The sequence below is a fragment of the Sphingomonas sp. 66-10 genome (genome assembly GCF_001897045.1).
Taxonomy (GTDB): domain Bacteria; phylum Pseudomonadota; class Alphaproteobacteria; order Sphingomonadales; family Sphingomonadaceae; genus Sphingomonas; species Sphingomonas lycopersici.
Window position 1 is genome coordinate 130616 of the sequence record NZ_MKRR01000133.1, and the last position, 23759, is coordinate 154374.

23 protein-coding genes (1 of these 23 cut by a window edge) are annotated in these 23759 nt (G+C 68.0%); 11 read left to right on the top strand and 12 right to left on the bottom strand.

Annotated features, from left to right (window positions below; all coding sequences use genetic code 11):
- The 5 genes from BGN95_RS14540 to BGN95_RS14560 form a co-directional block, all read right to left on the bottom strand.
- Window positions 1–6076, bottom strand: the 5' portion of a protein-coding gene (locus BGN95_RS14540) for an autotransporter-associated beta strand repeat-containing protein (protein WP_502688297.1). 41 nt of this gene lie to the left of the window's left edge; only the first 6076 of its 6117 coding nucleotides appear in the window; it begins with the start codon at window positions 6074–6076; the stop codon falls past the left edge of the window.
- Window positions 6077–6586: 510 nt separating this feature from the next.
- Window positions 6587–7360: an anti-sigma factor family protein gene (locus BGN95_RS14545; protein ID WP_286773084.1), complete on the bottom strand. Its 774-nt coding sequence runs from the start codon at window positions 7358–7360 to the stop codon at window positions 6587–6589.
- On the bottom strand, window positions 7357–7959 hold the full coding sequence (locus BGN95_RS14550) for a sigma-70 family RNA polymerase sigma factor (protein WP_265312825.1): 603 nt from the start codon (window positions 7957–7959) through the stop codon (window positions 7357–7359). Before BGN95_RS14550 ends, BGN95_RS14545 begins: the two co-directional genes overlap by 4 nt.
- 31 nt (window positions 7960–7990) lie before the next feature.
- The gene (locus BGN95_RS14555; protein WP_286773085.1) at window positions 7991–8353 is read right to left on the bottom strand and encodes a cupredoxin domain-containing protein; all 363 of its coding nucleotides are present in this window, start codon (window positions 8351–8353) and stop codon (window positions 7991–7993) included.
- Between the two features lie 22 nt (window positions 8354–8375).
- The gene (locus BGN95_RS14560) at window positions 8376–9323 is read right to left on the bottom strand and encodes a metallophosphoesterase family protein (protein ID WP_286773086.1); all 948 of its coding nucleotides are present in this window, start codon (window positions 9321–9323) and stop codon (window positions 8376–8378) included.
- Between the two features lie 217 nt (window positions 9324–9540).
- Between BGN95_RS14560 and BGN95_RS14565 the strand changes: the two genes are divergently transcribed.
- Window positions 9541–11682: a PA5441 family protein gene (locus BGN95_RS14565; protein WP_286773087.1), complete on the top strand. Its 2142-nt coding sequence runs from the start codon at window positions 9541–9543 to the stop codon at window positions 11680–11682.
- On the top strand, window positions 11679–12407 hold the full coding sequence (locus tag BGN95_RS14570; RefSeq protein WP_286773088.1) for a DUF3142 domain-containing protein: 729 nt from the start codon (window positions 11679–11681) through the stop codon (window positions 12405–12407). Before BGN95_RS14565 ends, BGN95_RS14570 begins: the two co-directional genes overlap by 4 nt.
- Window positions 12408–12424: 17 nt before the next feature.
- Here BGN95_RS14570 and arr read toward each other — a convergent pair whose 3' ends face one another.
- Entirely contained in the window at window positions 12425–12841 is a 417-nt protein-coding gene (arr, locus tag BGN95_RS14575; RefSeq protein ID WP_265312735.1) for an NAD(+)--rifampin ADP-ribosyltransferase, read from the bottom strand.
- Between the two features lie 231 nt (window positions 12842–13072).
- On the opposite strand from arr, the gene BGN95_RS14580 reads away from it, so the two are divergent.
- Both BGN95_RS14580 and BGN95_RS14585 read left to right on the top strand, forming a co-directional pair.
- A complete protein-coding gene (locus BGN95_RS14580) occupies window positions 13073–13645 on the top strand; it encodes a TetR/AcrR family transcriptional regulator (protein WP_265312736.1) in 573 nt (190 codons plus the stop codon).
- A 1-nt stretch (window position 13646) separates the two neighbouring features.
- The gene (locus BGN95_RS14585; RefSeq protein ID WP_286773089.1) at window positions 13647–14711 is read left to right on the top strand and encodes an alpha/beta hydrolase family protein; all 1065 of its coding nucleotides are present in this window, start codon (window positions 13647–13649) and stop codon (window positions 14709–14711) included.
- 41 nt (window positions 14712–14752) lie between these two features.
- Here the strand turns inward: BGN95_RS14585 and BGN95_RS14590 are convergent, their stop codons facing one another.
- Entirely contained in the window at window positions 14753–15712 is a 960-nt protein-coding gene (locus BGN95_RS14590) for a helix-turn-helix transcriptional regulator (RefSeq protein ID WP_286773090.1), read from the bottom strand.
- 64 nt (window positions 15713–15776) lie between these two features.
- Here BGN95_RS14590 and BGN95_RS14595 point away from each other — a divergent pair, with 64 nt between their 5' ends.
- Genes BGN95_RS14595 through BGN95_RS14605 form a run of 3 tightly spaced genes read left to right on the top strand, consistent with a single transcriptional unit; the run spans window position 15777 to window position 17538 of the window.
- Window positions 15777–16331: a DUF1579 domain-containing protein gene (locus BGN95_RS14595; protein ID WP_286773091.1), complete on the top strand. Its 555-nt coding sequence runs from the start codon at window positions 15777–15779 to the stop codon at window positions 16329–16331.
- Window positions 16328–17092, top strand: a complete 765-nt coding sequence (locus tag BGN95_RS14600) for a putative quinol monooxygenase (RefSeq protein WP_286773092.1) — start codon at window positions 16328–16330, stop codon at window positions 17090–17092. The genes BGN95_RS14595 and BGN95_RS14600 overlap by 4 nt, the downstream gene beginning before the upstream one ends.
- A gap of 11 nt (window positions 17093–17103) precedes the next feature.
- Window positions 17104–17538, top strand: a complete 435-nt coding sequence (locus BGN95_RS14605; RefSeq protein ID WP_286773093.1) for a nuclear transport factor 2 family protein — start codon at window positions 17104–17106, stop codon at window positions 17536–17538.
- On the opposite strand, the gene BGN95_RS14610 is transcribed toward BGN95_RS14605, so the two are convergent.
- The 4 genes from BGN95_RS14610 to BGN95_RS14625 are packed head-to-tail and all read right to left on the bottom strand — an operon-like array spanning window position 17529 to window position 19329.
- On the bottom strand, window positions 17529–17738 hold the full coding sequence (locus BGN95_RS14610; protein WP_265267684.1) for a hypothetical protein: 210 nt from the start codon (window positions 17736–17738) through the stop codon (window positions 17529–17531). The two genes, BGN95_RS14605 and BGN95_RS14610, sit on opposite strands and share 10 nt — an antisense overlap.
- Window positions 17735–18505, bottom strand: a complete 771-nt coding sequence (locus BGN95_RS14615; protein ID WP_286773094.1) for a DUF899 domain-containing protein — start codon at window positions 18503–18505, stop codon at window positions 17735–17737. The genes BGN95_RS14610 and BGN95_RS14615 overlap by 4 nt, the downstream gene beginning before the upstream one ends.
- 33 nt (window positions 18506–18538) lie before the next feature.
- The gene (locus tag BGN95_RS14620) at window positions 18539–19006 is read right to left on the bottom strand and encodes an SRPBCC family protein (RefSeq protein ID WP_286773095.1); all 468 of its coding nucleotides are present in this window, start codon (window positions 19004–19006) and stop codon (window positions 18539–18541) included.
- Window positions 19003–19329 carry an ArsR/SmtB family transcription factor gene (locus tag BGN95_RS14625; protein ID WP_179514094.1) on the bottom strand — a complete coding sequence of 109 codons (327 nt, stop codon included), beginning with the start codon at window positions 19327–19329 and terminating at the stop codon, window positions 19003–19005. The genes BGN95_RS14620 and BGN95_RS14625 overlap by 4 nt, the downstream gene beginning before the upstream one ends.
- Before the next feature lie 118 nt (window positions 19330–19447).
- Here BGN95_RS14625 and BGN95_RS14630 point away from each other — a divergent pair, with 118 nt between their 5' ends.
- Both BGN95_RS14630 and BGN95_RS14635 read left to right on the top strand, forming a co-directional pair.
- A complete protein-coding gene (locus tag BGN95_RS14630) occupies window positions 19448–20077 on the top strand; it encodes a LysE family translocator (RefSeq protein WP_286773096.1) in 630 nt (209 codons plus the stop codon).
- Between the two features lie 97 nt (window positions 20078–20174).
- A complete protein-coding gene (locus BGN95_RS14635) occupies window positions 20175–21083 on the top strand; it encodes a hypothetical protein (RefSeq protein ID WP_286773097.1) in 909 nt (302 codons plus the stop codon).
- Between the two features lie 35 nt (window positions 21084–21118).
- Here BGN95_RS14635 and BGN95_RS14640 read toward each other — a convergent pair whose 3' ends face one another.
- A complete protein-coding gene (locus tag BGN95_RS14640; RefSeq protein WP_286773098.1) occupies window positions 21119–22426 on the bottom strand; it encodes an MATE family efflux transporter in 1308 nt (435 codons plus the stop codon).
- Window positions 22427–22549: 123 nt separating this feature from the next.
- On the opposite strand from BGN95_RS14640, the gene BGN95_RS14645 reads away from it, so the two are divergent.
- Window positions 22550–23242: an ArsR/SmtB family transcription factor gene (locus BGN95_RS14645; protein WP_286773099.1), complete on the top strand. Its 693-nt coding sequence runs from the start codon at window positions 22550–22552 to the stop codon at window positions 23240–23242.
- Window positions 23243–23355: 113 nt separating this feature from the next.
- Window positions 23356–23759, top strand: a 404-nt coding sequence (locus BGN95_RS14650) for a redoxin domain-containing protein (protein WP_286773331.1), incomplete at its 3' end; no start/stop codon positions are given.

The following is a 23759-nucleotide window of genomic DNA, read 5'->3' on the forward strand; positions in this document are numbered from 1 at the left end:
CGCCGATCATGCCGGCGAAACTACTGTTGGCGCTGCCGCCCAGCGTCAGGTTGGTGCCGCCCAGCGCGATCTGGCTGCCGGCGACGCCCGACAAGATGTCGATCGTCTGCGGCGAGTTTGCCGCGGCGAGATCGAACACCGCGGTCGCGCCCGCAAGGTTGACCGCACCGCCCGCCGCGAGGCTGCCGCCCGCCCCCAGCGCGAGCGTGCCGCTGTTGATCGTCGTCCCGCCGGTAAAGCTGTTCGCCCCCGTCAGGGTCAGCGTCCCGGTGCCCCCCAGCGTCAGCCCGCCGGTGCCGGTGATCGCGCCGCTCACGCCAAGATTGTTGCCGCCGCCGATCGTCAGACCGGCACCGTTGAGGTTGACGGCGTTGGCCAGCGTGACGCCACTCGTTGCCGCGCTCAGCGTGCCGCCGAGCCCGCTCACGGTCAGGGCGCCCGTCCCCAGTGCGGCATTCGCACCGACCGCAAGGCCGCCGCCGCCGCTCAGCGTCGTGCCGCCGCTATAAGCATTCGCGCCGTTCAGCGTCACCGTCCCGGTCCCGCCGAGCGTCAGCCCACCGCTCCCGCCGATCGCACCGCTGAGCGCGAGGTCGTTGCTGCCGGCGAGGGTCAGCCCCGTGCCGTTGAGGTTGACCGCATTCGCCAGCGCGACGCCGTTGGTCGCGGCGCTCAACGTGCCGCCGAGCCCGCCAACGCTCAGCGCGCCCGTGCCGAGCGCGGTATCGGCGCCGACAGCGAGAGTGCCGCCACCGGTCAGCGATGTGCCGCCGCTATAGCTGTTGGCGCTGCCCAAGGCGACCGTCCCCGTCCCGCCGAGCGTCAACCCGCCAGTCCCACCGATCGCGCCGCTTAGCGCGATATCATTCGCGCCGCCGAGCGTCAGACCCGCGCCGTTCAGGTCGATCGCATTGGTCAAGCTGGCGCCGGGCACCGCCGCGCTCAGCGTCCCGCCCAGCCCGCTCACCGTCAGCGTGCCGATGCCCAAGGCGCCATTCGCACCAAGCGCAAGCCCACCGCCGCCGTTGAGCGCCGTCCCGCCGGTGAAATTGTTCGCGGCGCCGAGCGTCACCGTCCCGGTTCCGCCGAGGGTCAGGCCACCACTGCCGCCGATCGCCCCGTTGAGCGCCAGGCTGTTCGCGCCGCCCAGCGTCAGACCGGCGCCGTTGAGGTTGACCGCATTGGCAAGCGCAATGCCCGGCACGCCGGCGCTGAGCGCTCCGCCGAGCCCGCCGACCGTCAGTGCGCCGGCGCCGAGCGCGCCGCTACCGCCCAGCGCGAGTGCGCCGCCGCTGAGCGTCGTTCCGCCGCTATAGCTGTTCGCGGCACCCAGCGTGACCGTCCCTGTTCCGCCCAAGGTGAGGCCGCCGGTCCCGCTGATCAGGCCATTGAGCGCAAGACTATTGGTGCCGCCAAGCGTCAGCGTCGCGCCATTCAGGTCGATCGCATTCGTCAACGCGATGCCGGGTGCAGCCGCGCTCAATGTGCCACCAAGCCCGTTGACCGTCAGCACGCCGCTGCCCAGCGATCCGCTGGCACCAAGGGCGAGCGCGCCGCCGCCGGTCAGCGCGGTGCCGCCGGCATAAGTGTTCGCGCTGCCGAGCGTCACCGTCCCGGTCCCGCCCAGCGTCAGCCCGCCCGTGCCGCCGATGGCGCCGTTGAGCGTAAGGCCGTTGCCGCCGGCCAGCGCAAGACCGGCGCCATTGAGATCGATCGCATTGGCGACGACGACACCGGGAATCGCCGCGCTTAGCGCGCCGCCCAATCCGCTCACCGTCAGCGCGCCCGTTCCCAGCGCAGTGTTCGTGCCGAGCGCAAGGCCGCCGCCGCCGCTGAGCAACGTGCCGCCGCCATAATTATTGGCGCCGCTCAAGGTGACCGTTCCGAGGCCGCCGAGCGTCAGCCCGCCGCTGCCGCCGATCGCTCCGCCCAGCGCGATATCATTGCCGCCGCCCAGCGTCAGTCCGGCACCATTCAGGTTGATCGCATTGGCGAGGGCGACCCCGGGGATCGATGCGCTCAGTGTACCGCCCAGACCATTTACGGTCAGCGCGCCGGTACCCAGGGCGCCATTGGCACCGAGCGCGAGCGCGCCGCCCCCGCTCAGCGCCGTACCGCCGCTATAGCTGTTGGCGGCGCCGAGCGTGACCGTCCCGCTCCCGCCGAGGGTCAGCCCGCCGGTTCCGCCGATCAGGCCGGAAAGCGCAAAATCATTGCTGCCGCCGAGCGTGAGACCGGCGTTGAGGTTGATCGCATTGGCGAGCGTAACCCCGCCTACCGCGGCGCTCAACGTGCCGCCGAGCCCACCAACGGTCAGCGCCCCCGTGCCGAGTGCGGCGTTCACGCCGACCGCAAGGCCACCCCCGCCGTTGAGCGTGGTCCCGCCGGTGTAGCCGTTCGCGCCCGCGAGGGTGAGCGTCCCGGTCCCGCCGAGCGTCAACCCGCCGGTGCCGGCGATCGTGCCGGCAAAAGTGCCATTGGCGCTCCCGCCCAAAGTCAGACTGGTGCCGCCGAGCGCGACCTGGCTGCCCGCGACACCGGAGAGCGCCCCGATGATCTGGGGAGAATTAGCCGCGCTCAGATCGAATACCGAGGTCGCGCCTGCAAGGTCGACCGCGCCCCCCGCGGCGAGACTACCGCCCGCGCCAAGCGCAAGCGTTCCGTTGTTGATCAGCGTCCCGCCGGTGTAGCCATTCGCTCCCGTCAGTGTCAGCGTGCCGGTGCCGCCCAAGGTCAGCCCGCCGGTGCCGGTGATTGCGCTGCTGATGCTAAAGCTGTTGGCGCCGCCGATCGCCAGCCCGGCGCCATTGAGGGTGACCGCATTCGCCAGCGTAATGCCCGCGGTCGCAGCGCTGAGCGTCCCGCCCAGCCCATTGACCGTGAGCGCGCCGCTGCCCAGCGCGCCATTGGCGCCGAGCGCAAGCCCGCCGCCACCGCTGAGATTGGTGCCGCCGCTATAGCTGTTGGCAGCGTTCAGCGTCACCGTGCCGGTGCCGCCGAGCGTCAGCGCGCCCGTGCCGGCGATCGTGCCGTCGAGCACGACGTCATCGCTGCCGCCGAGCGTGAGGCCCGTGCCGGTGAGATTTATGGCGTTCGTTAGCGCGATGCCGGGGGCGGCGACATTGACCGCGCCGCCGAGCCCGCTCACGGTCAACGCCCCGGTGCCGAGCGCACCATTTGCGCCAAGCACGAGCCCGCCGCCGCCGTTGAGCGTGGTGCCGCCGCTGTAGCCATTAGCCGCGCCGAGCGTCAGCGTGCCGGTACCGCCGACCGTCAGGCCGCCCGTACCACCGATCACGCCGGCGAAGGTGGTGCTGGCGCCGCCGCCCACCGTCAGATTGTTGCCGCCGAGCGCGATGCTGCTGCCCGCGACACCGGACAGGGCGCCGATCGTCTGCGCGGCACCGGCGAGGCTGAGATCGAACGACGCGCCGGCACCGGCGAGGCTGACCGCGCCGGTCGCGGCAAGCCCGCCGCCCGCGCCGATCGCGAGCGTCCCGCTATTGATCACCGTCCCGCCGGTATAGGTGTTGACCCCGGTCAGCGTGAGCGTTCCGGTCCCGCCAAGCGTCAGGCCGCCGGTGCCGCCGATCGTGCCGCCGAAGGTGCCGTTGCTGTTGCCGGCGACGGTCAAATTGGTGCCGCCAAGGGCAATGGCGCTGCCCGCAACGCCGGTCAGCGTCCCGATCGTCTGCGCCCCCCCTGCCGCGCTCAAATCGAGCGTGACCCCGGCGCCGGCGAGGTTGACCGGCCCGCCGGCGGCAAGGCTACCGCCAAGTCCGATTGCGAGCGTACCGCCGGTGACGGTCGTTCCGCCGGTATAGGTGTTCGTGCCGGCGAGGGTGAGCGAACCCGTGCCGCCCAGCGTCAACCCGCCGGTGCCGCCAATCGCGCCGGCGAAGGTGGTGCTGGCGCTGCCGCTTACCGTCAGATTGTTGCCGCCGAGCGAGATACTGCTGCCCGCGACACCCGTCAGCGCGCCGATCGTCTGCGCCGCGCCCGCGGCGCTCAAATCGAAGATTGCGCCGGACCCGGCAAGGTTGACGGCGCCGCCCGCCGCAAGGCGGCCGCCCGCGCCGAGCGCCAGCGTGCCGCTGTTGACGATCGTTCCCCCAGTGTAGTTGTTCGCCCCGCTCAGCGTGAGCGTTCCCGTTCCGCCGAGCGTCAGCCCACCGGTGCCGCCAATCGCGCCGCTCACCCCGAAACTGTTGCTGCCACCGACGGTCAACCCGGTGTTGAGGCTGACCGCATTCGCCAGCGTAACGCCCGCGGTCACCGCGCTCAGCGTCCCACCGAGGCCGCTCACCGTCAGCGCGCCTGTTCCCAGCGCGGCGCTCGCGCCCACCGCAAGAATGCCACCACCGCTCAGCGTCGTGCCGCCGCTATAGGCATTGGCGCCGCTCAGGGTCACCGTCCCCGGTCCGCTAAGCGTCAGCGCACCGGTGCCCCCGATCGCGCCGCCCAGACCCAGAGTGTTGCCGCCACCAATTGTCAGGCCGCCGTTGAGGTTAACCGCATTCGCGAGCGTGACTCCCGGCACGCCCACGCTGAGCGTGCCGCCAGCGCCGGCCACCGTCAGCGCGCCGATGCCCAACGCGGCATTCGCACCGACGGTGAGCCCACCACCACCGTTCAACAGGGTTCCACCGCTATAGCTGCTGGCCCCGTTCAAGGTGACGACTCCGCCGCCGCCGAGCGTCAATCCACCGATACCGCCGATCGCGCCGGCGAGCGTGAGGCTGTTGGCACCGCCAAGCATCAGGCCGGCACCGTTCAGATTGATCACATTGGACAGCGCAACGCCCGGCACACTCGCGCTCAACGAACCGCCGAGACCGCTCAAGGCCAGGGTGCCGGTGCCAAGCGCAAGGCCGTTGCCGAGCACGAGGCCGCCGCCGCCATTCAATGTCGTGCCGCCAGCGTAGGCGTTCGCGCCGGTCAGCGTCAGCGTCCCGGCCCCACCCATCGTCAGACCGCCAGCACCGCCGATCGCCCCGCTCAGCGTCAGTCCATTGCTGCCGCTGATCGCCAGGCCGCCGGTGAGATTGATCGCGTTGGCGAGCGACAGGCCTGCGACACCTGCCTGCAGCGCCCCGCCGTTGCCGGTAATGCTCGCGGTGGCGAAAACGCCGGGCAGGTTGACGATCGCGGTCCCGCCGCCAAGCGTCACGACAGGGGTCGACGCCGCCGCCGGCACCCAGGCACCGGTGATGTTCCAGGTTCCGCCCTGGACCGAGAGGTTGGAGAAATTGGTGTAGCTGCCGATCGCGATCGAGCCGCTCGTCGGGCTGCCACCGCCGCTGTTCTGCGCGAGGCTGAGCGTGCTGTTGGTCCCGATACCCGCATCGACGGTCGTGCCGATCGACGAACCGGTCATCGCCGTGAAGCTGTTGAGCGCGCCCGCCGACGCGCCGAGCGAGACGCCGCCGGTGATCGTGCCGCCGTTGATGAAGCTGTTGCCGCTCGAACCGCCGGCAAAGACCGCCGACCCGTTGATCGCTCCGCCGTAATTGTTGGTGAAATTGACGGTGCCGCTGCCTGCGGTGGAAACCGCCGCCGAGCCGATCGCAAAGCCCGCCGCGCCAATTGTCCCGGAATTGACGATCGTACTTACGCCGCCGACACCGTTGTTCACCGTGAGCGCCGGGCCGGCGAGGAGCGACGTTCCCGCGGTGATCGATCCGTTATTGGTGACGTTCACTGTGCTGCCGGTGGCCGTATTCCCGACGATCGCACCGTTCGTCGCGAACGTCGGCCCGGCGGCGGCATTGATCGAGCCGTTGTTGGTAAGCGTGACATTGTTGCCGGTGAGCGAAAGCGCGGTTCCACCGGCAATCGGCACCACCGTGATCGTCGCGGTCGGATCAACCGTAACGTCGAGGCCATTGCTCGTATTGGAATAGACAACGACAGCGCCCGAGCAGACGATCGTCGAACTGCCGACTGGATTTGCTGCGCATTGCGCCTCGGCCTCGGTTGGGAATAACGCGAGCCACGCGATGACGGAAGCTGCGCTTCCCGAACGCAAGGACCGCGAAATCCGGTTCATGCGACGCGCCGAAACCGAATGACCCATATCGCTCTCCCGGCAAAGCCAACCGGGGATCAGGGCAAAATCGCGTTACAACGATCGTTCAGAAAGTAATCATTGTGCAATTGCGAACAAAATGGCTTATTAATTCTTTTTTAACCAAGTATAGTACGACCGCATTACGCAGTTTCAACCATCAACCCCGAAGATGATATCCGTATTACATCATGGCGAGTCGTTGAATATCTTATTGAAGAGAAAGGATCAATATGATCCGTTCTCCTATTGACTTGCTTTTTGGCGCGCCATCCTTCCCGCCTTCGTATCGGGGGGCGCTTGCCTTGCGGGCGAAAAGACGAAGGGCAGAAAGCGGTCCTTGCCACGATCAGCATGGCCGGTTCACGCGACCAAGGAACGCGTCACAATTGCCGATGAATTGCCGACGCGGCGCGTGGGCCAGACGAACCGCCGTTCACGCGCGACAATATGACGAGGGCGAGGCAATATGATTGCGGTCGCGCGGACGGTCTTTTTCGGCGATGGATGCCGGCCGAGCTAGCCGCCGTGCGCGATATAGGCTTGGCGGAACGCCTCGAGATCGTCGGCCCCCACATCGGAAACCGCCCAGAATTCGAGGCCACCGGCCGTCCAACGCGCAAGGCTATAACCGTCGCGACGCTCGGCGAACCCGCGCGATAGCGACAGTCCGCCCGCGGGGCGCACGAACAGATTGATGTAATGCCGGCGCCGCCCGTAGACGATCGCCGCTACCGGTCGATCATCGACATAATCGAGCCGCCCCCCGATCAGCGGAAAGCCCGCGTCCCTGAGATCGGGCACCGGTGGGGCGAAGTCGATCTTGCCGTTGAACCACGGCTTCACGACATGCCGGTCCGAGGTCGGGATATCGACGAGATGGCTCGCGAGCAGCGAGCGGACGTGGCTCTGGACGAGCTGGTCCGCGGTGTCGGTCCGGGTGAGCTGCGGCATCCCCAGCGTCAAGGCGAGGCACGCTGCGAGCGCCCCCGCCAGCGCCCCCGACGCCCAGCGGCCATTCAACACATGCGCGGCGATCCCGCTGCGCGGGGACGGGCGGACACCGGCCCCGGCCTCAAGCGTCGCAAGGATCCGGTCGCGCAGTCCCTCGGGTGCCGGTTCGCTGAGCCGGTCCGTATCAAGCAGGTCGCGCAGCGACTTAATCCGCTCGAACTCGTTGCGGCAATCGTCGCATTCGCGCAGGTGCGCCTCGATCGCCAGCGCATTGGCGGCGTCGAGCTCGCCGTCGAACAGGCCGTGGATCAGCGACAGCTTGTCGGGATGCGCGGTCATGCTTGCGCCTTTCGCGATACGGGCGGCAACAACAAGGTCGCGAGCATCTGCCGCGCCCGCGCCAGCCGCGACATGACAGTGCCGATCGGCGCCCCGGTGACGGTGGCGATATCCTTGTAGCTCAGCTCTTCCAGCTCGCGCAGCACCAGCGCTTCGCGAAACGGCTCCGGCAGACTTTCGATCGCGCCGCGCAGCATCGCGATCTCGCTACGTCGCGCCGCTTGATCCTCCAGCGCTCCGGGCTCTGCTGCGGCAACCGCGGAATCGCGATCGATCGCCTCAACCGGCTCGGCGCCGCGCAGCGGATCGCGGCGCGCCGTCATCGCGTCGAGGCAGCGATGGCGCACGATCGCGAACAGCCACGCGCGCGGATTATCGCCGCGCCAACCGTCGAAGCCGCGGAAGGCGCGTAGAAAGGCATCCTGCACGGCATCCTCGGCCGCCACGCTGTCGCGGGTCAGATAGCGCGCGAAGCTGTAAGCGGCATCGAGGTGCGGCAGCATGACGAGGCGGAAGCGTTCGGCCTGCGCCGCCTCCCGCCCCGCTGCGTCGCGCGACGGCGAGACGAGGCGCGGACGAAACAGGCGACCACCGCGCATCTTCACCGGCCCTCGCCCGATCGCATCATGGTCAATTCGCCTTGACGATCACCCGGCCCGTCATGTGCGGGTGGAGCGAGCAGAAATAGCCGAAATCGCCCGCTTTGGTGAAGGTGAAGCTGAACTTGCCGCCGGTATCGAGCGCGGCGGAATGGAAGCTCCGGTCGGTGGCGGTCACGGTATGCGGATCCTCATCCTCATTGGTCCAGACGACGGTCGTCCCCGGCGCCACGGTGATGACCCGCGCGGTGAAGGCGAACATCTTGATCGCCACCGTCACGGTTTTCGCCGGGGTGGCCGCCGCCGCGGGGCCGGACGACGCGGCAAGTGCGGGCAAAGCGAGGATCAGCGCCAGCGCGGCAAGACGACGGGCGGCGGCAACGGCATGCGTCATGGCGATACTCCGAAAAACTGGGTCAGGCGAGCGACTGGTCGATCAGCGCGATCGGTTCATTACCGCGCACGAAGCGCGCGGTACGGATGCCGAGCATCATGGGAAGCTGCTCGCTCGGCACCTTGAGCGGACCGGGCGACGGCGCAGCACCCGGCGCGGGCTGGGGATAAGCGGTCGACCGCGCCGAGTGGAACGAGACATTGCCTTCCACCTTCTGCAGAATCTGGTGGATATGGCCGTTGAGCACGGTGACCGAGCCGAACCGGCGGAGCAGCGCCAGCGCGGCCCCGCTGTCGTCGGTCCCCCATCCCCATGCCTCATAGACCGTCCACAGCGGGATATGCGCGAACACCACGATCGGGGTGCTCGCCGACAATCCCGCGAGATCGCGCTTGAGCCAGGCAAGCTGCTCCTCGCCGAGATGCGCCATCCCACCGGCCTTCAAATTGGCGACATTGTTGAGCGCGATGAAATGCACCCCGAGATGATCGAAGCTGTGCCAGCCGGTGCCGAGCGTCCCGGCGCCATAACGCGCGAGATAGGCGCGCCCCTGTCCTTCATCGAGGAAATCGTGTTCGCCCGGGACATAGAAGACCGGGGCACCCAGCCCGGACAATATCTGCCGCGCGTCGTCGAACTGCTCCTCGGTCGACAGATGCGTGATATCGCCGGTGTGGAGGATGATGTCGGGCTTGTCGGGCAGCGCCTTGATCTTCTCGACCGCCGCGATCGCGGTGCCGCGCGTATCGGGATTGGCAGCCTTGTCGAAGCCGATGTGCGTGTCGCTGATCTGGAGGAAGGCGAACGGCTTGCTCGCGCCACGACGCGCGGGCGCCGCCAGCGCGGCATCAAGGCTGATCGACGAGGCGATCCCGCCGGTCAGCGTGTAGAGCGCCCCGGCACCGGCCCAGCCCGCGCAATGGGTCAGCAGGCCGCGCCGGCTGAGGCTTTCGTCCGCGTGATCGGTCATCGGCTTGGTCCCTTGAAACCATGTTCATGGGAAAAGACCGTGGCTCGATGCGGATTATTCCCGTCGCAGCGGAATTTATTTCGCGCGCAGATGATGCGGTGGGCAACGACGCGGCGAACCGCCCCGTTTCGCCGATTTGGCATCGGGCGGATCCGCGCCTTTCGCTTCGCGGAAAAATCCGCCAGAAAAACAATGAAGCAGGGATGGAAGCGGCCATATGGTCAAGGGGCATAAGCGCAGGGCGATCGCCGGGCTGACGGCATTTGCGGCGTCCACGATCGTGGCGGGCGGTGCGGTCTGGGCGTGCGCGGACAATAGCTGTTCGGCGGAATGGCGGCTGGCCTCGCCGTCCTTCGCCTGCGGGGGAGAGGCGATGCTCAACCCCGGCAACGATACGCGCATCAACATGGTGCTGCTGATGCGCAGCCTGATGCCGCCGCGCGGCGGCGAAGCGCGCGCGACGCCCGGGAGCGACGATCGCCAGTTCGGGCACACCTTCATGTCCTGGGACGGGCTGCGGCAAGCATTCTGGCCGCAACCGGCGGCGACCCAATCGGCCCAGTCGCAGGGTGCGGCCGACGCGCCCCGCATCTGCGCGGATCAGGATGTTGCGGTCGATGCGTTCAAGGCGGCGTTGGCGCAGGAGCATGCGCTCCCCGCGGCCGAGCGCGATGCGCTCGGCGCGTTACGGACGCAGATGAGCTGCCACGAGGTGAAATGGGAGGATGCCCCGGTTACGAGCAAGCCGGGGCGCGACTATCTCGCCTATCTGAAGGCGGCTTATGCCTTTTACGGCAACGATTGGGCGGCCGCGCGACAGGGGTTTGCCGCGCTCGCCCGCGCGCGGACCGGCTGGGTGGCCGAAGCCGCCCATTATATGCCGATCCGCATCGGCTTGCGCGCGGCGGTGGCGGGTACCACCGATCAATATGGCGATTTCGCCGGAACCGATAAGGTGGACCGCGCCGCGCTGGGCGAGGCACGGGAGGCGATCGCGGCCTATCTCAAAGCCTATCCCAGGGGGCTTTACGCGGAATCGGCCGAGGGCCTGAAGCGGCGCGTCGCCTGGCTCGGCGGGGACAATGCAACGCTGATCCGCGCTTATGAGAAACTGCTCGCGACGACGCCTGGCGATAGCGAGGCAAGCGCGCTGCTCGCCGAGGAGATCGATCGCAAGCTGCTGGATGCCGATGATATCACCACACGCATCGCCGCGGCAGGCGACACGCCGCTGCTGCTCGCCATCGCCGATTTGAAGCGCATGCGCCGCGAGGATGGTAAGGGATATAGCTTCTCCGCCGACGAGCTGGCACAACAGAAGCCGCACTTCGCCGCCCGCCCCGATCTCTACACGCTGCTGGAAGCGACGCGGCGCTATTATGCCGGCGAAGATCCGAAGGCGATCCTCGCGTTGCTTCCCGATGCGGCGAAAGCGGGCAGCTTCACCCCGCTCGCCTTCAGCCGCCAGATGCTGCGCGGCATGGCGCTGGCGCGGACAGGCGACGTCAATGAGCCCGGCTTCTGGCGCGACATGATGGGCGGCGCCGCGCCGCTGTTCCAGCGGCCGCTGGTCGAGATGGGGCTGGCGATCCGGTGGCAGCGCGACGGGCGGGTGGCGCAAATCTTCGCGCCCGGATCGCCGATCACCGACGCCGCGACGCGAGAAATCCTGTTGCAGACGGTGGCGACCCCGGCGATCCTGCGAGGCGTGGGGAAAGATGCCACGCGCCCGGCGCACGAACGCGACATCGCCTGGTTCACGTTGCTGTACAAGGATCTGAATCGCGGCGCTTATGGCGATTTCGGCCGCGATATCGCGTCGCTTCCCGTCGATGCCGGGGCCGATGGCGGGCTCTGGAGTTTCTCGCTTCAGGACAGGGTGCCGGCGGGCCTGTTCCGCAAAGGGACCTGGGCCGAGGATTACGCCTGCCCCTCCATCACCCAGACCGCCGCCACGCTCGCGCGCGCGCCGGCCGATCGCAAAGCGCAATTGTGCCTCGGCGAATTCTATCGCCTCAACGGCTTCGATGGCTTCAGCCTGTTCAGGCCGGACGGCGAGAAGGAATGGCTGGGCGCGGGGCCGGACGGCTTCCCGGGGCGCCCCATGTCGCGCGACGCCCTGTATGACGCGGTCATAGCCGATCAGCGCGCCGCGCCGGAGGAGCGCGCTTATGCGCTCTATCGCGCGGTGATGTGCTATGCGCCATCGGCCTATAACGGGTGTAGCGGACCCCATGCGACCAGCGCGGAAAGCGACGCGGCGCAGGCGCCGATCGCGCGGCGAAAGGCATGGTTCACCGAGCTGAAGACGCGTTATCCCAACAGCCGCTGGGCCAAATCGCTGCGTTATTATTGGTGAGACGGCTTGCGATCGGCGCGCTGCTGCTGCTTGCGGCCTGCCGGCCGGCGCGCGAGCCCCCGGTCGCACCAAAGGTGGCCGCTGCGGGCTATGATGCTTTTTACCTGTGGCCCGGCGTCAGGCCGGCGGCGGCGCTTCGTCCCAGGACGCTCTACCTTCTTGACGGCGAGGTGCGGCAGCCGCGGCGCTTCCAGCGGCTCCGCATGGGCGTGCCGCGGCTGCCGGGAAAAGTGCTGTGGCTGGTGGTGCGCGCCAACCGGCTCGATTGGGATGCAGCGGTCTATGGCGCGATCATCGCCGATCTCGAACGCTGGCAGGCGGCGGGCAACGATCTCACCGGGCTCCAGATCGATTTCGACGCCGCGACGCGCGGGATCGATGGCTATGCCCGTTTCCTCGCCGATCTTCGGCAGCGTTTGCCCCGGCGATGGAAATTATCGGTCACCGGGCTGATGGACTGGAGCGCGCACGGCGACCCGCAGGCGCTCGCGGCGCTGTCGCATATCATCGATGAGGCGGTGGTGCAGACCTATCAGGGGCGCACCACCATTCCCGGTTACGAACGCTATTTCCGACGGATGGAGCATTTTCCGATTCCCTTTCGCGTCGCGCTGGTCGAGGGCGGTGAGTGGGCTGCGCCGCCGATGCTGGCACGGCATCCGCAATTTCGCGGCTATGTCGTGTTTCTGCTCAACCGGGGGCCGCGCGCAGCGCAAAAGCGATAAGGGGAGACTCGTGCGGATCAGTCCTCGATGATCGTGTCGCTGCCCTCCTCCCTCATGCGTGCAAGACTGTCCTTCATGTGCTGGAGTTGTTCGGGTGAATGGCCGATCCAGTCCTTCACCTCGCCCGTAATCCGCAACGGCCCGGTTGAGCGATAGGATCTGGTTATGTTGCCGGGGAACCTCTTGTCGGTGAGGTTTGGATCGTCCTCGAACGAACCGGTAGGCTCGACGACGTAGATACGGCCCCGGCCTTCGCCCTTGGCGAGTTCCGCCCCCCACGTCGCTGCGTCGAGCGTCGCGCTGAAATAGACGTGCTTCAGTCCGCGTTCGACGAAATTGCTTCCGAAACCGGGCGCAATCAGGTCGCCGACGGCGAGGTCGGCCTTGGTGCCGTGATAGAAGGTGGTGCCAGGCGGGACATCTTTTGCATACATTAGCGCCTCCTTGAACTGAGTCCGTCGCCGCGAAGTGGATCAACTGGCGTCGCGAACACGGCAGGGGATCGCCGCCCCTCCCGATGACCAGCGAGATTTGGTTGCCGGTGGTTTCATCGATCCCGAACCCGATGGGCCTCGCAGCGACATTGACAGCACAACAAACGGAGTGATATCCTCCGTTTATGGATGCGTCAAGGCAATCGCTCTGGAGTCGAGCGCGGGTGCAGGATGCGGGCTGATGCGCAAAGGAATCGACAGCGGCTCATCGAGGTCACCGTCGACCTGGCGCTGGAAGCCGGCGGCGAGCCCGCGCGAGACGCTGTTGCCGAGCGCGCCGGCGTCGGCATCGGGACGCTCTACCGGCACTTCCCGGACCAGCAGTCCCTCCTCCACGCTGTCATTCGTCATGTGCTGGAAAAGAGCATCGGCGCGGGAGAAACGCTGGTCGAAACCGTTCCCGGCGGTGTCGACGCCCTGCGTCAGTATATGCACATGGCCCTCGATAACGGGATCGGGGTGGTGAATATTCTCCACCCGCTGCTCGAAAAACCGGATTGGCCCGACCTTCGCGCGCGTGCGGCAACGCTCATGAAATCGATCGTCGGCCGCGCCGCGCAGGAGGGCTCGCTGCGCAGCGATCTTTCCGAGCGCGACATCGTCTTCGCCTTGACCCGCTTCGCGCGGCCCTTGGCGGTGGGGCTGCCACCGGACGAGGAGCGATTGCTCGCGCATCGTCACCTCGATTTCTATCTGGACGGGCTGTGTGCCGAACAGCCGCGACACAACGCCGTGGAGCCATAGGATGAACCCAAGAATGCTGACCCTGATGGCCGCGGCGCTTTGCCTGCCTATCGCCGCGCCCGCGGCTGCGGCGGTGGGGGAACAGCACCGGCTCGCCACTCAGCCGAGCGCGGCGCTACGCGATGCAGAGCACCGCCCCGACCTGCGCGTTACGATATGGTATCCGGCGAAGGCTGGCGCGGCGGAGCGCTCGATCGACATTCCGCCCGACCAGCCGCTCTTCATGGTCGGAACCACGGCACCGGACGCGCTATTCGTTGACGAGGCGCGGCACCCCGTCGTGCTCTTGTCGCATGGCTTCGGCGGATCGGCGCGGATGATGGGATGGTTCGGCCGCGCACTTGCCGAGCGAGGCTATGTCGTTGTCGCCGTCGACCATCCCGGAAACAATGGAATCGATCGCCCCACCGCTGCCGGTTCGGTGCTCTGGTGGGACAGGGCCGACGATCTGAAGGTGGCGCTCGCCGCGGTACTCGCCGATCCGCGGCTGTCGCCGCATATCGATCGGGCGCGCGTCGGCGTCGCGGGCTTCTCAATCGGCGGGTTGACCGCGCTGGTCGCGGGAGGCGCGCGCACCGATCCCGCGCGCATGATCCGCTTCTGCCACGAGCACCCCGAAGATGGCACCTGCAAGCCGCAGCTGGAGTTCGCGCTGAGCAACGAAGAGGCGGCCGCGACGCTCGAAAGTCCCGCACTCGCGGCCGAGCGGGCGAAGGCGAGCGATGACCATTCCCTTCCCGGTGTGAAAGCGGTTTTCGCGATGGCGCCGGTGGTGCAGCCGCTGACGCCGGCAAGCCTTAGCGCCATGCGCGTGCCCGTGGCGATCATCGCCGGCGCAGCCGATGTGACGGTGCCGCCGACAACCCATGCGCTGGTCGCCAAGCCGCTGATCCCCGGCGCGACCGTGACGATCCTTCCCGGCGTCACGCACTACAGCTTCCTCGCCACCTGTTCGGCAGCCGCGGTGAAAGAGGTTTCGGTCTGTCGCGACGCGACCGTTCAGGAGAGCGCGCATCGGGCGGCGATCGCGGCAGCGCTCGACCTGTTCGACCGCGCGCTTCGGTGATCGCGCGGTCGCCGGACGTCGCAACGACGGCGGACATGCCGTCATCCGTAGAGCGCGGTCACAGCCTCTGCCCGCTCCTTCAATTCCGCGCGGAGCGCCGCGGGCGCGAGTACCTCGATCGCGGCCGCGAAGCCGAGCAGCTGGCCCGCGGCGAAATCGACACTCTCGATCGGCACGGTGACGCGGCGCCAGCCGTCCGCATCGGGCACCGCGGCGAGGATCGGTTCGGTCATATCGGCGTTGAGCGCGCCCAGCCGCGACATCGCCGCGGGGGCGACGCGCAGCGTCGCGACATCGCGGCGCAACCCCGCCTCGAACCGTGCCAGCGCGTCCCGCCAAGCGGCGGCGAGATCGAAATCGGGCGGCCGCGCGAAGCCCTCGTCGAGCAGCACCAGATCGCGCGCATAGTCGAGCTTGTGGATCGCCGGCTGCCCGCGCCGCAGCGCGACGAAATAATATTCCCCGGCCTTCAGCACGATGCCGAGCGGCTCGAGCGTGCGCGGCGTGGGGCCGCCCCAGCTATCATAGACGAGCTGAAGCCGGCGGCATTCCCACACCGCGCGCGCCAAGAGCCGCAAATCCTCGCGCCGCGGCGCCGGGCGGCGATGCCAGGGGATGGGATCGAAATGGAAGCGATCGGCGACGCGCCGCGCCGCCGCGCTCGATGGCGCCGACATGGCAGCGAACAATTTGAGCCGCGCGGTCGCCGCTGTCTCGCCGTAACCAAGGTCGGCCGCGGCGCTCGGCATGTTCGAAAGCAGGATCGCCTCGGCCTCCTCGCCGGTCATCCCGGTGAGCCGGGTCTGCCAGCCGTCGAGCAATGCGAAGCCCCCGGCCGCGCCGCGCTCGGCATAGATCGGCACCCCCGCCGCGCTCAGCTCGTCGACATCGCGATAGATGGTGCGCTTCGATACTTCGAACCGCTCGGCCAATGTGCGCGCCGAGACCCGCCCGTGGATCTGGAGCAGGATCAGGATCGAAAGCAGACGGCTCGCACGCATCATTCGGCCTTAGCGCATCAATGTTGACGCAGGCTGACATATTTACCCGATTATGGCTTGGGGCATGACAGAGATTTTCCCGCTCGATCGCCGCGCCCTGATCGCCGGAGGCGCCCTACTCACCGCCGCGGCCACCGCGCCGCCCGTCGCGACCGGCGCGGTGCCGCTGCGCGACTTCTCGTTTCAGGACGGGCGCTGGACCGTCCACCACCGCAAGCTGCGGCGACGGCTGGCGCAGAGCACCGACTGGTATGAATTCGCCGGCACCACCACCGCCGGGCCGCTGATGGCCGGGCTCGCCGGCTATGAGGACAATTTCCTCGACGACCCGCTCGGCGCCTATCATGCCGAGGGGCTGCGGCGGCTCGATCCCAAGACCGGGCTGTGGTCGATCTGGTGGTGGGACGGGCGCTTTGCCGAGATCGATCCGCCGGTCACCGGCCGGTTCGAAAACGGCATCGGCACCTTCTTCGGCGACAGCCTGCTCGACGGAAAGGCGATCCGCGTCCGCTATATCTGGGACATGCCCACCGCCGGGGTGCCGCGCTGGCAACAGGCCTTCTCGCCCGATCGAGGGGCGACGTGGGAAACCAATTGGGTGATGGAGTTCCGGCGGTGATCGATCGGCGGATGTTCGTGGCCGGCGCGGCGGGGCTGGCGGCCGTGCCATTGCTCGCGGCGGCATCGCCCGAGCTCAGCGTGTTCGAATTGCGGCAATATACGCTGAAGGGCGGCACGCGTACCGCCTTCACGCGATTGTTCGAGCAGCAATTCGTCACCTCGCAGGATGCGGTCGGCTGTCATGTGCTGGCGGTATTCCGCGATCTCGACGATCCCGATCGCTTCGTCTGGATACGCGGCTTCGCCGATATGGATGCGCGCAAGACGGCGCTGCAAACCTTTTACACCGGCCCGGCGTGGCAAGCGCATCGCAACGAGGCCAATGCGATGATCGTCGACAGCGACAATGTGCTGCTGCTGAAGCGCATATCCGGGCCGGTCGGGCCGAAGACGCTGGCGAACAAGGGCGTGACCCGCATCGCGATCCATCGTCTGCGCGATGTCGACCCGGCGGCGTTCGCGGCGTTCTTCGACGCGTGGATGCGCCCGGAGATCCGCGCTGCCGGCGGCGCACTGATCGCGACGCTCGCCAGCGAGGCGGCCGCGAACAATTTCCCGCAGCTCCCGGTGCGCGAGCACGACCCGGTTTTCCTGTGGATCGCGCACTTCCCCGACGTGGCCGGCGAGCGCGGGTTCGACGCACGCCTGCGTGCCCGCAGCGGCTGGCGCGACGGCATCGCCGATTCGCTGCTTCCCGCGTTGATGCAGAAGCCGGAGGTGCTGCGGCTCGCGCCGTCGATTTCTGTTCCCGACGCCTGAAGGAGAAACGGATGCACGCGATATTATGGGCTGCCCTGCTCGCAACGACCGCGCCGCAGGACGCGGCCTTGCCGGCCGATCTGGCGCAGGCCGCGGCGGATTACGATCAGGCGCAAATGCATAACGACGGCGCCGCGCTGCAGCGGCTGCTCGCCGACGATTATACCCTGGTCAACGGCGCCGCCGAGATATCGACCAAGGCCGAATTCATCCGCGATTCGACCGCGCCGGGCTTTTCGCTCCAGCCTTTCGTCGTCGAGCATCCGATCAACCGGGTGTGGCGCGACGGCGCGGTGCTGTCGGGCGAGGTGACGTTGCGCGGCACCGACGGCGGAAAGCCCTTCGTCAGCCATATGCGGTTCGCCGACATATGGGCGAAACGCGGCGGCCGGTGGCAGGTCGTCTTCACCGAGGTGACGCGCTTCCCCGCCGCCGCTCAGCCCTGAACACGCGCCCTGCCACGCAGCGCGAGCCACGGCGAGGCGTGGAACAGGCTCATCAGCGCATACATGCCGGTCATCCCGCCGGTCGCGCCGGTGCCCATCGCCGAGCAGATCAGCGCATCGCTGCCGTAAGCGAGGTTCAGCAGCGCCATCACCGCGAAGGTCGGGCTGGCCGCGAGCGCGAGCCAGCGCGACGCGGTCACGCCTTCACCGGCGCGTCGGGATCGCGGAACGCCGCCTCGCCGGCGTCGGTCACCGCGACCCATTGCGGGTCGGGTTTGTCCTCCGCGTCATAATTGTCGTTCCAGTTCCACCATTTGTACGGCGGGGTCTGCGGATAGCCCTCGGGCGAATCCTCCCAGATTTCCTGGCGGCCGAGCGGGGTGAGATCAAGATAGCTCCACACGCTGCCCATCGCCTCGTCGCCGCGATTGTCGATGAAATAGGTGCGATAGATTTTCGCGCCGTCGCGGATGAACACATTGTGCCCATGCCATTCGTCGACCCCGAAATCGGCGTCGAAGCTGTCGGTGATCGTATACCAGGGGATCTGTTCCCACCCCATCCGCGCCTTGAGCCGCGCGATATCGGGCTGCGGCGCGCGTGAGGCATAGACCAAGGTCGTATCGCGCTGGTTGAGATGGACGAGGTTCGAGACCTGATCCGCCCCGAGCGAGCAGCCGCGGCAGCCGTGATCGGGCCAGCCGAACACCCCGGGCTCGAAAAAGGCGCGATAGACGATGAGCTGGCGCCGACCCGCGAACAGATCGAGCAGCGCCGCCGATCCCTCGGGTCCCTCGAAGACATAGTCCTTCTCGACCGCCATCCACGGCATCCGCCGCCGCTCGGCGGCGAGCGCGTCGCGGGCGCGGACCAGCGCCTTTTCCTTCACCAGCATCGCCTCGCGCGCCGCGCGCCACGCCTCGGGCGAGACGATCGGCGGATGGTTTTTCGGCAGTTCCTCGCTCATGACGTCGCTCCTGCTCGTCGGACGGATAATGCGTTACGCCTGCTCGTCGGCGATCTCCCCGACGCGGGTGACCACGCCGACCCAGCCGCCGCTCATGTTGCGATAAGCGGTTTCGTTGCGCGGCAGCTCGAACCCGGAATGGACCACGCGCAGCCGGGTGCCGCCGTCGACCGGTTCGAGCGTCAGCGTCACCACCGTATCGAGCAGCGAGCCGTAGCCGGTGTTCGCGGCATGGCCGCCGCGCCAGCTATAGGCGAGCCGGCGATGCGGCTGGACCTCGATGACCTCGCAGCGGATCGTCCCGTCCCATTCGCCCGCGGGGCTGGTCTGATAAGTGAAGAGATTGCCGACCACCGGCTCGAACCCGACCGGGGTCATCCGCAGCCAGCGCGCGATCAGTTTGGGGTCGACCAGCGTCTTCCAGATCGTCTCCGGCGCGTGGGGGAACACCTCGTCGACCGCGATCACGCGCGCGTCGGTCTGCACCAGGCTGTCGGTCATTGATCGATCTCCTCGAGAAGCAAGCGCAGATCGGCGAACCGGTCGCGCCAGAAAGCGTCATAATGGCTGAGCCAGTCGAACAACGGCGCCAGCCCCTCCGGGCGGGCGCGGTAGAAGACCCGGCGACCTTCCGGCCGCTCGGTCACCAGCCCGGCCTGTTTGAGCAATTTCAGATGCTGCGACACCGCGCCCTGCGTCACCCCGCTCTCGCGGGTCAGCTCGACCACGTTGAGTTCCGATCGCGCGACACGCTCGAACACCGCCCGCCGGGTCGGGTCCGAGAGTGCGCGAAGCACATTGTCGATCGCAACGGACTGCATCATGCGGTTCAATTAGTCTTCGCTAATTCATTAGTCAATGCTAATCTTATCGCTTCGCCGTAAAGCTGCCGATTTCAGGTACTAACGCGTCGCTCGCTTTCGGTCGGCAAAGGACGCAGGGATGACGCTTCACACATGGTGGCTGTTTACGGGCGCGGTCTTCCTGCTCTCCGGCACGCCGGGGCCCAATATGCTCCACATCCTGTCGCGAAGCGTAGAAATGGGGATGAAGCGCAGCGTCGCCGCGATGGCCGGCTGTCTCGCCGCGGTGGTTACCGTCCTCGCCGCGTCGGCGGCGGGGCTGACGACCTTGCTGCTCGCGGTGCCGGGCGCTTTCGCGGTGCTGCGCTACGCCGGCGTCGCCTATCTGATCTATCTCGGCATCAAGGCGTGGCGCAGCGAGGCCGGCCCGATCGACGTGGGCAGCGACGAGCTTCCCGCCGCGGTGTCGCCGGGCGGATTGTTTCGCGGCGGCTTCGCGATCGGCATCAGCAACCCCAAGCTGATCCTGTTCGCCGCGGCGTTCCTGCCGCAATTCGTGACGCCGGCCCAGCCGCAGGCGCCGCAATTCGCCATTCTGGTGGTCACCTTCGCCGCGGTGGAATGCGGCTGGTACGCCGTCTACGCGTTCGGCGGCCATTCGCTGTCGCGCTATCTGAGCCGGCCGGCGATCAAGCGCGCGTTCAACCGCATCACGGGGGCGATCTTCGTCGGGTTCGGGTTGGCGCTGCTCAAGGTCAGGCCGTCCTGAGCAATGCGCGGGAGCCTCGCCGATAAGCACTAGAAATCCGACGCTTCCTGCCGCGTTCGGCTTGAACGCGGCGTTGCCGCCCGGCATGATCCGCCGCATGAAAGTCGCAGCCTTCGCCATCCTCCTCGCGGCCGTGCCGTTCGCCGCCGTCGCAAAGACCGAAAAGAAGCATAACCCCCGCCCGGCGACGGGCGAGATCGTCCTGCCGTTCCAGCTCAACAAGGAAGGGTTCCCGCTGATCAAGGGCGCGGTGGACGGCAAGCCCGGCGTCTTCCTGCTCGATACGGGGACCTATGATCGTTTCCTGCTGAACCGTCATTATGTCCCGCTCGATCAGGGCGTTCACGTCGGCGGCGACGAGTCGATCGTCCTTCGCCGCCACGCGGGCGCGCACAAGGCGGATCTTGCCGGGGTGCTCAAGGTTCCCGCCTCGTCGGGCAACGGCAAGAATCCGGATGCGGCGCTCAGCATCGATGCCCGTCAGCAGCAGCAGGACATCGACCCGCGCTTCCTCGGCTGGCTCGGCTGGGGCTTTTTCAAGAAATACGTCACGACGATCGATTATCGTCGGCAGGTCGTCCGCCTGATGCCCTTGGCCAAGGCGCCGCGGACGCCGCGCCCGCCCGAGAGCATCACGCTCTCGTTCCTCCCCTCCAGCCCGGTGCGACCGTTCGTCGCGAGCATCGGCGGCCATTCCACGCCCACGGTCATCAGGACGACCGGCTGGGACAGCCTCGCGCTGCAGCCCGCCAATTGGAAGCGGATCGCGCCCTCGAAGGTCGTCAAGCCGCGCCCCGGCAAGGGATGTATCGCGGTGACGCCCGCGACCTTCGGCGGGAAGCGTGTCGATCTGGTCGATCTCGAGCGCAGCGAGCGCCAGGACGAACGGCTGACGCTCGGCATCGGGTTCCTCCCGCGCTTCACCAGCGTGTGGGATCCGCGTGTCGGCAAGGTCATCCTGACGCCGAACGGCACCAAGCCGCCGCAGCGCCGATCCTGCGCCTGAGCGCCGGGCGGGGAGCGCTAGGCCCTAGTCGCCGATCAGCGCCCCACCTGCTTCACCAGACGCGGCAGAGCGAGCCCCAGCGCCGCCGTGCGATAAAGGTAGCTCGCCAGCAGCGCGATCCAGACGCCGGCGTCGCCCAGCCCGCGCAGCAGCGCATCGGTGACGAGATAGAGCGCGAGCGAGACGATCGCCGCGTTGCGCAGCGTCCGCCCGCGCGTCGCGCCGATGAAGATGCCGTCCAGCAGCCAGCTCGGCATGCCGAGCAAGGGCACCAGCGCGCAAAAGGGCAGCATCGCCACCGCCTGCGCCTGCACCGCGGGATCGCGGGTGACGAGCGTGATCAGCCACGGCCCGCTCGCGGCGATCGCGGCGGCGAACAGCACGCCGCCCGCGAGCGAGAATTCGCCGGTCAGCCGCGCAGCGCGCAGCAGGCCTTCGCGCGATCCCGCGCCGATCGCCGCCCCGACCCGCGCCTCGGCGGTGAAGGCGAACCCGTCGAGCACGAATGCGCTGATGCTGACGAACTGCATCAACACATGATTGGCGGCGAGCGGCACCGCGCCGAGCCGTGCGCCGGCGCGCGCGAACCAGGTGAACAGCAGCAGCAACGCCACGGTGCGGATCATGATATCGGCGTTGACCGACAACAGCCGCCGGAACGCGCCGGGCGCGAAGGTCGTCGCGCGGCCAATGCGCCACCAGCCCGCCCCCAGCACGTGCCGAGCCGCCCATAGCCCACTCGCCAGCGCGACCCATTCGGCGATCGAGGTGCCGATCCCCGCTCCCCACGGCCCGAGCCCGAGCACCGCGACGAACAGTACGTCGAGCACGATATTGATGCCGTTGAACGCGACCTGGCACGCGAGCGCCAGCCGCGTCCGGCCGAGCCCGAGCAGCCAGCCGTTGAGCACGTAGAAGCCGAGCGCGGCGGGCGCGCCGAGGAAGCGCGCAGCGGTGAAGTCATGCGCCGCCGCGGCGGCGTTGGCGGGCACGTGCATCAGCAGCAGCGCGAGCGGGACGATCGCGGGCGACAGCAGCAGCAATATCGCGCCCAGCCCCAGCCCGAGCAGCAATGCGCGCACGAGCAGCGCGCGCAATTCCTCCCCGCCGCCGGCGCCCAGCGCCTGTGCGGTGAGCCCGGTCACCCCCATCCGCAGGAAGCCGAAGGTCCAGAAGATCAGATTGACCGTGGTGACGCCCAGCGCGACCCCCGCGAGCATCGCGGCGTCGCCGGTGCGCCCGATCACCGTCGCGTCGACCACCCCGACCAGCGGCACCAGCGCCTGACCGACGATGATCGGCCATGCCTGTGCGAAGATATTGCGGCGAGTCAGGTTGTTCATCGCCGGCGAAATCACACGGACCGGGCGATCGCGCTACTCCGATCCGCAAAAAAATGGTCGCGGACCACCACCGTTCGGGCGCGACCGAAATGTCATCGCCGCCGGCCATGCTAAAAGCGCGACATGACGACGGGAAACAATATGGCGGCGGTGGCGCGGCTGATCGGCGATCCGGCGCGCGCCAATATGCTCGATGCGATGCTCGACGCGCGAGCGCATAGCGCGGGCGAGCTCGCCACGATCGCTGGCGTCTCGGCCGCCACTGCGAGCGGGCATCTGCGCCAGCTGCTCGACGGCGGGCTGGTCGCGGTCGCGGCGCAGGGGCGGCATCGCTATTACCGGCTCGCCTCGCCCGAGGTCGCGCGGCTGCTCGAAGGGTTGATGGCGGTGACCGCACCGCTCGTTACGCGGCATCGCGCGACGCCGCGCGTGCCAAACGCGCTTCGCGAGGCGCGGACCTGTTACGATCACCTCGCGGGGCGGCTGGGCATCGCGATCACCGATACGCTGGTCGCAAACGGCGCGGTGCGGATCGACGATAATAATATCGCGGTGACCGATCACGGGCGGGTGTGGCTGGGCGAGCTGGCGATCGATCTCGATGCCCCGCGCGGTTGGGCCCGCCGGCCGCTCTGCCGCCCGTGCCTCGACTGGAGCGAGCGCCGCCCGCACCTCGCCGGCGTGCTCGGCGCTGCCCTGCTCGAGCGGCTGCTCGACCGCGGCTGGATCGCGCGGGTCGACGGCAGCCGCGCGATCCGCGTCACCCCGCCCGGCGCGGCCGAGCTTCGTCGGCGCTTCGGGTACGAACCGGGGTGAGCGCGCGACCGCTTCGTCGCTTCGTCCGACAAAAGGTCGCCTTGCCGCCGCGATAGCTTTTATTCCATATCCTATCAAATCGATAGGATATTATCGCACATCGGAGGTGAAGCATGTCGCTCAAGCTTTTCGATACGGTGCCGGATTTTACGCAAGCGTCGACCGAGGGAGACTTCGGTCTCTACCGCTGGGCCGGCGACGACTGGGTGGTGCTGTTCAGCCATCCGCGCGATTTCACCCCCGTGTGCACGACCGAGCTGGGCGCGGTCGCGCGGCTCAAGCCTGAGTTCGACCGGCGTGGGGTCAAGGTCGCAGGGCTTTCGGTCGATTCGGTGGCGAGCCACCGCGCCTGGGCTTCGGACATCGAACAGACGCAGGGCGTCGCGCTCAACTTCCCGCTGATCGCGGACGAGGACCGGCGCGTTTCGCATCTGCTCGATCTGATCCACCCCAATGCGTCGGATACGGTGACGGTGCGCAGCGTGCTGGTGATCGATCCCGCCAAGCGACTGCGGCT

What these genes read in the sequence shown, in the direction of transcription:
- BGN95_RS14645 (WP_286773099.1), top strand. Translation starts at nt 22,550, where the DNA reads ATGACGACGGGAAACAATATGGCGGCGGTGGCGCGGCTGATCGGCGAT.
- BGN95_RS14585 (WP_286773089.1), top strand. Translation starts at nt 13,647, where the DNA reads ATGAACCCAAGAATGCTGACCCTGATGGCCGCGGCGCTTTGCCTGCCT.
- BGN95_RS14550 (WP_265312825.1), bottom strand. Translation starts at nt 7,959, where the DNA reads ATGCGCGGTGGTCGCCTGTTTCGTCCGCGCCTCGTCTCGCCGTCGCGC.
- BGN95_RS14605 (WP_286773093.1), top strand. Translation starts at nt 17,104, where the DNA reads ATGCACGCGATATTATGGGCTGCCCTGCTCGCAACGACCGCGCCGCAG.
- BGN95_RS14590 (WP_286773090.1), bottom strand. Translation starts at nt 15,712, where the DNA reads ATGCGTGCGAGCCGTCTGCTTTCGATCCTGATCCTGCTCCAGATCCAC.
- BGN95_RS14630 (WP_286773096.1), top strand. Translation starts at nt 19,448, where the DNA reads ATGACGCTTCACACATGGTGGCTGTTTACGGGCGCGGTCTTCCTGCTC.
- BGN95_RS14595 (WP_286773091.1), top strand. Translation starts at nt 15,777, where the DNA reads ATGACAGAGATTTTCCCGCTCGATCGCCGCGCCCTGATCGCCGGAGGC.
- BGN95_RS14615 (WP_286773094.1), bottom strand. Translation starts at nt 18,505, where the DNA reads ATGAGCGAGGAACTGCCGAAAAACCATCCGCCGATCGTCTCGCCCGAG.
- BGN95_RS14635 (WP_286773097.1), top strand. Translation starts at nt 20,175, where the DNA reads ATGAAAGTCGCAGCCTTCGCCATCCTCCTCGCGGCCGTGCCGTTCGCC.
- BGN95_RS14560 (WP_286773086.1), bottom strand. Translation starts at nt 9,323, where the DNA reads ATGACCGATCACGCGGACGAAAGCCTCAGCCGGCGCGGCCTGCTGACC.
- BGN95_RS14625 (WP_179514094.1), bottom strand. Translation starts at nt 19,329, where the DNA reads ATGATGCAGTCCGTTGCGATCGACAATGTGCTTCGCGCACTCTCGGAC.
- BGN95_RS14580 (WP_265312736.1), top strand. Translation starts at nt 13,073, where the DNA reads ATGCGGGCTGATGCGCAAAGGAATCGACAGCGGCTCATCGAGGTCACC.
- BGN95_RS14545 (WP_286773084.1), bottom strand. Translation starts at nt 7,360, where the DNA reads ATGACCGCGCATCCCGACAAGCTGTCGCTGATCCACGGCCTGTTCGAC.
- BGN95_RS14640 (WP_286773098.1), bottom strand. Translation starts at nt 22,426, where the DNA reads ATGAACAACCTGACTCGCCGCAATATCTTCGCACAGGCATGGCCGATC.
- BGN95_RS14555 (WP_286773085.1), bottom strand. Translation starts at nt 8,353, where the DNA reads ATGACGCATGCCGTTGCCGCCGCCCGTCGTCTTGCCGCGCTGGCGCTG.
- BGN95_RS14620 (WP_286773095.1), bottom strand. Translation starts at nt 19,006, where the DNA reads ATGACCGACAGCCTGGTGCAGACCGACGCGCGCGTGATCGCGGTCGAC.
- arr (WP_265312735.1), bottom strand. Translation starts at nt 12,841, where the DNA reads ATGTATGCAAAAGATGTCCCGCCTGGCACCACCTTCTATCACGGCACC.
- BGN95_RS14565 (WP_286773087.1), top strand. Translation starts at nt 9,541, where the DNA reads ATGGTCAAGGGGCATAAGCGCAGGGCGATCGCCGGGCTGACGGCATTT.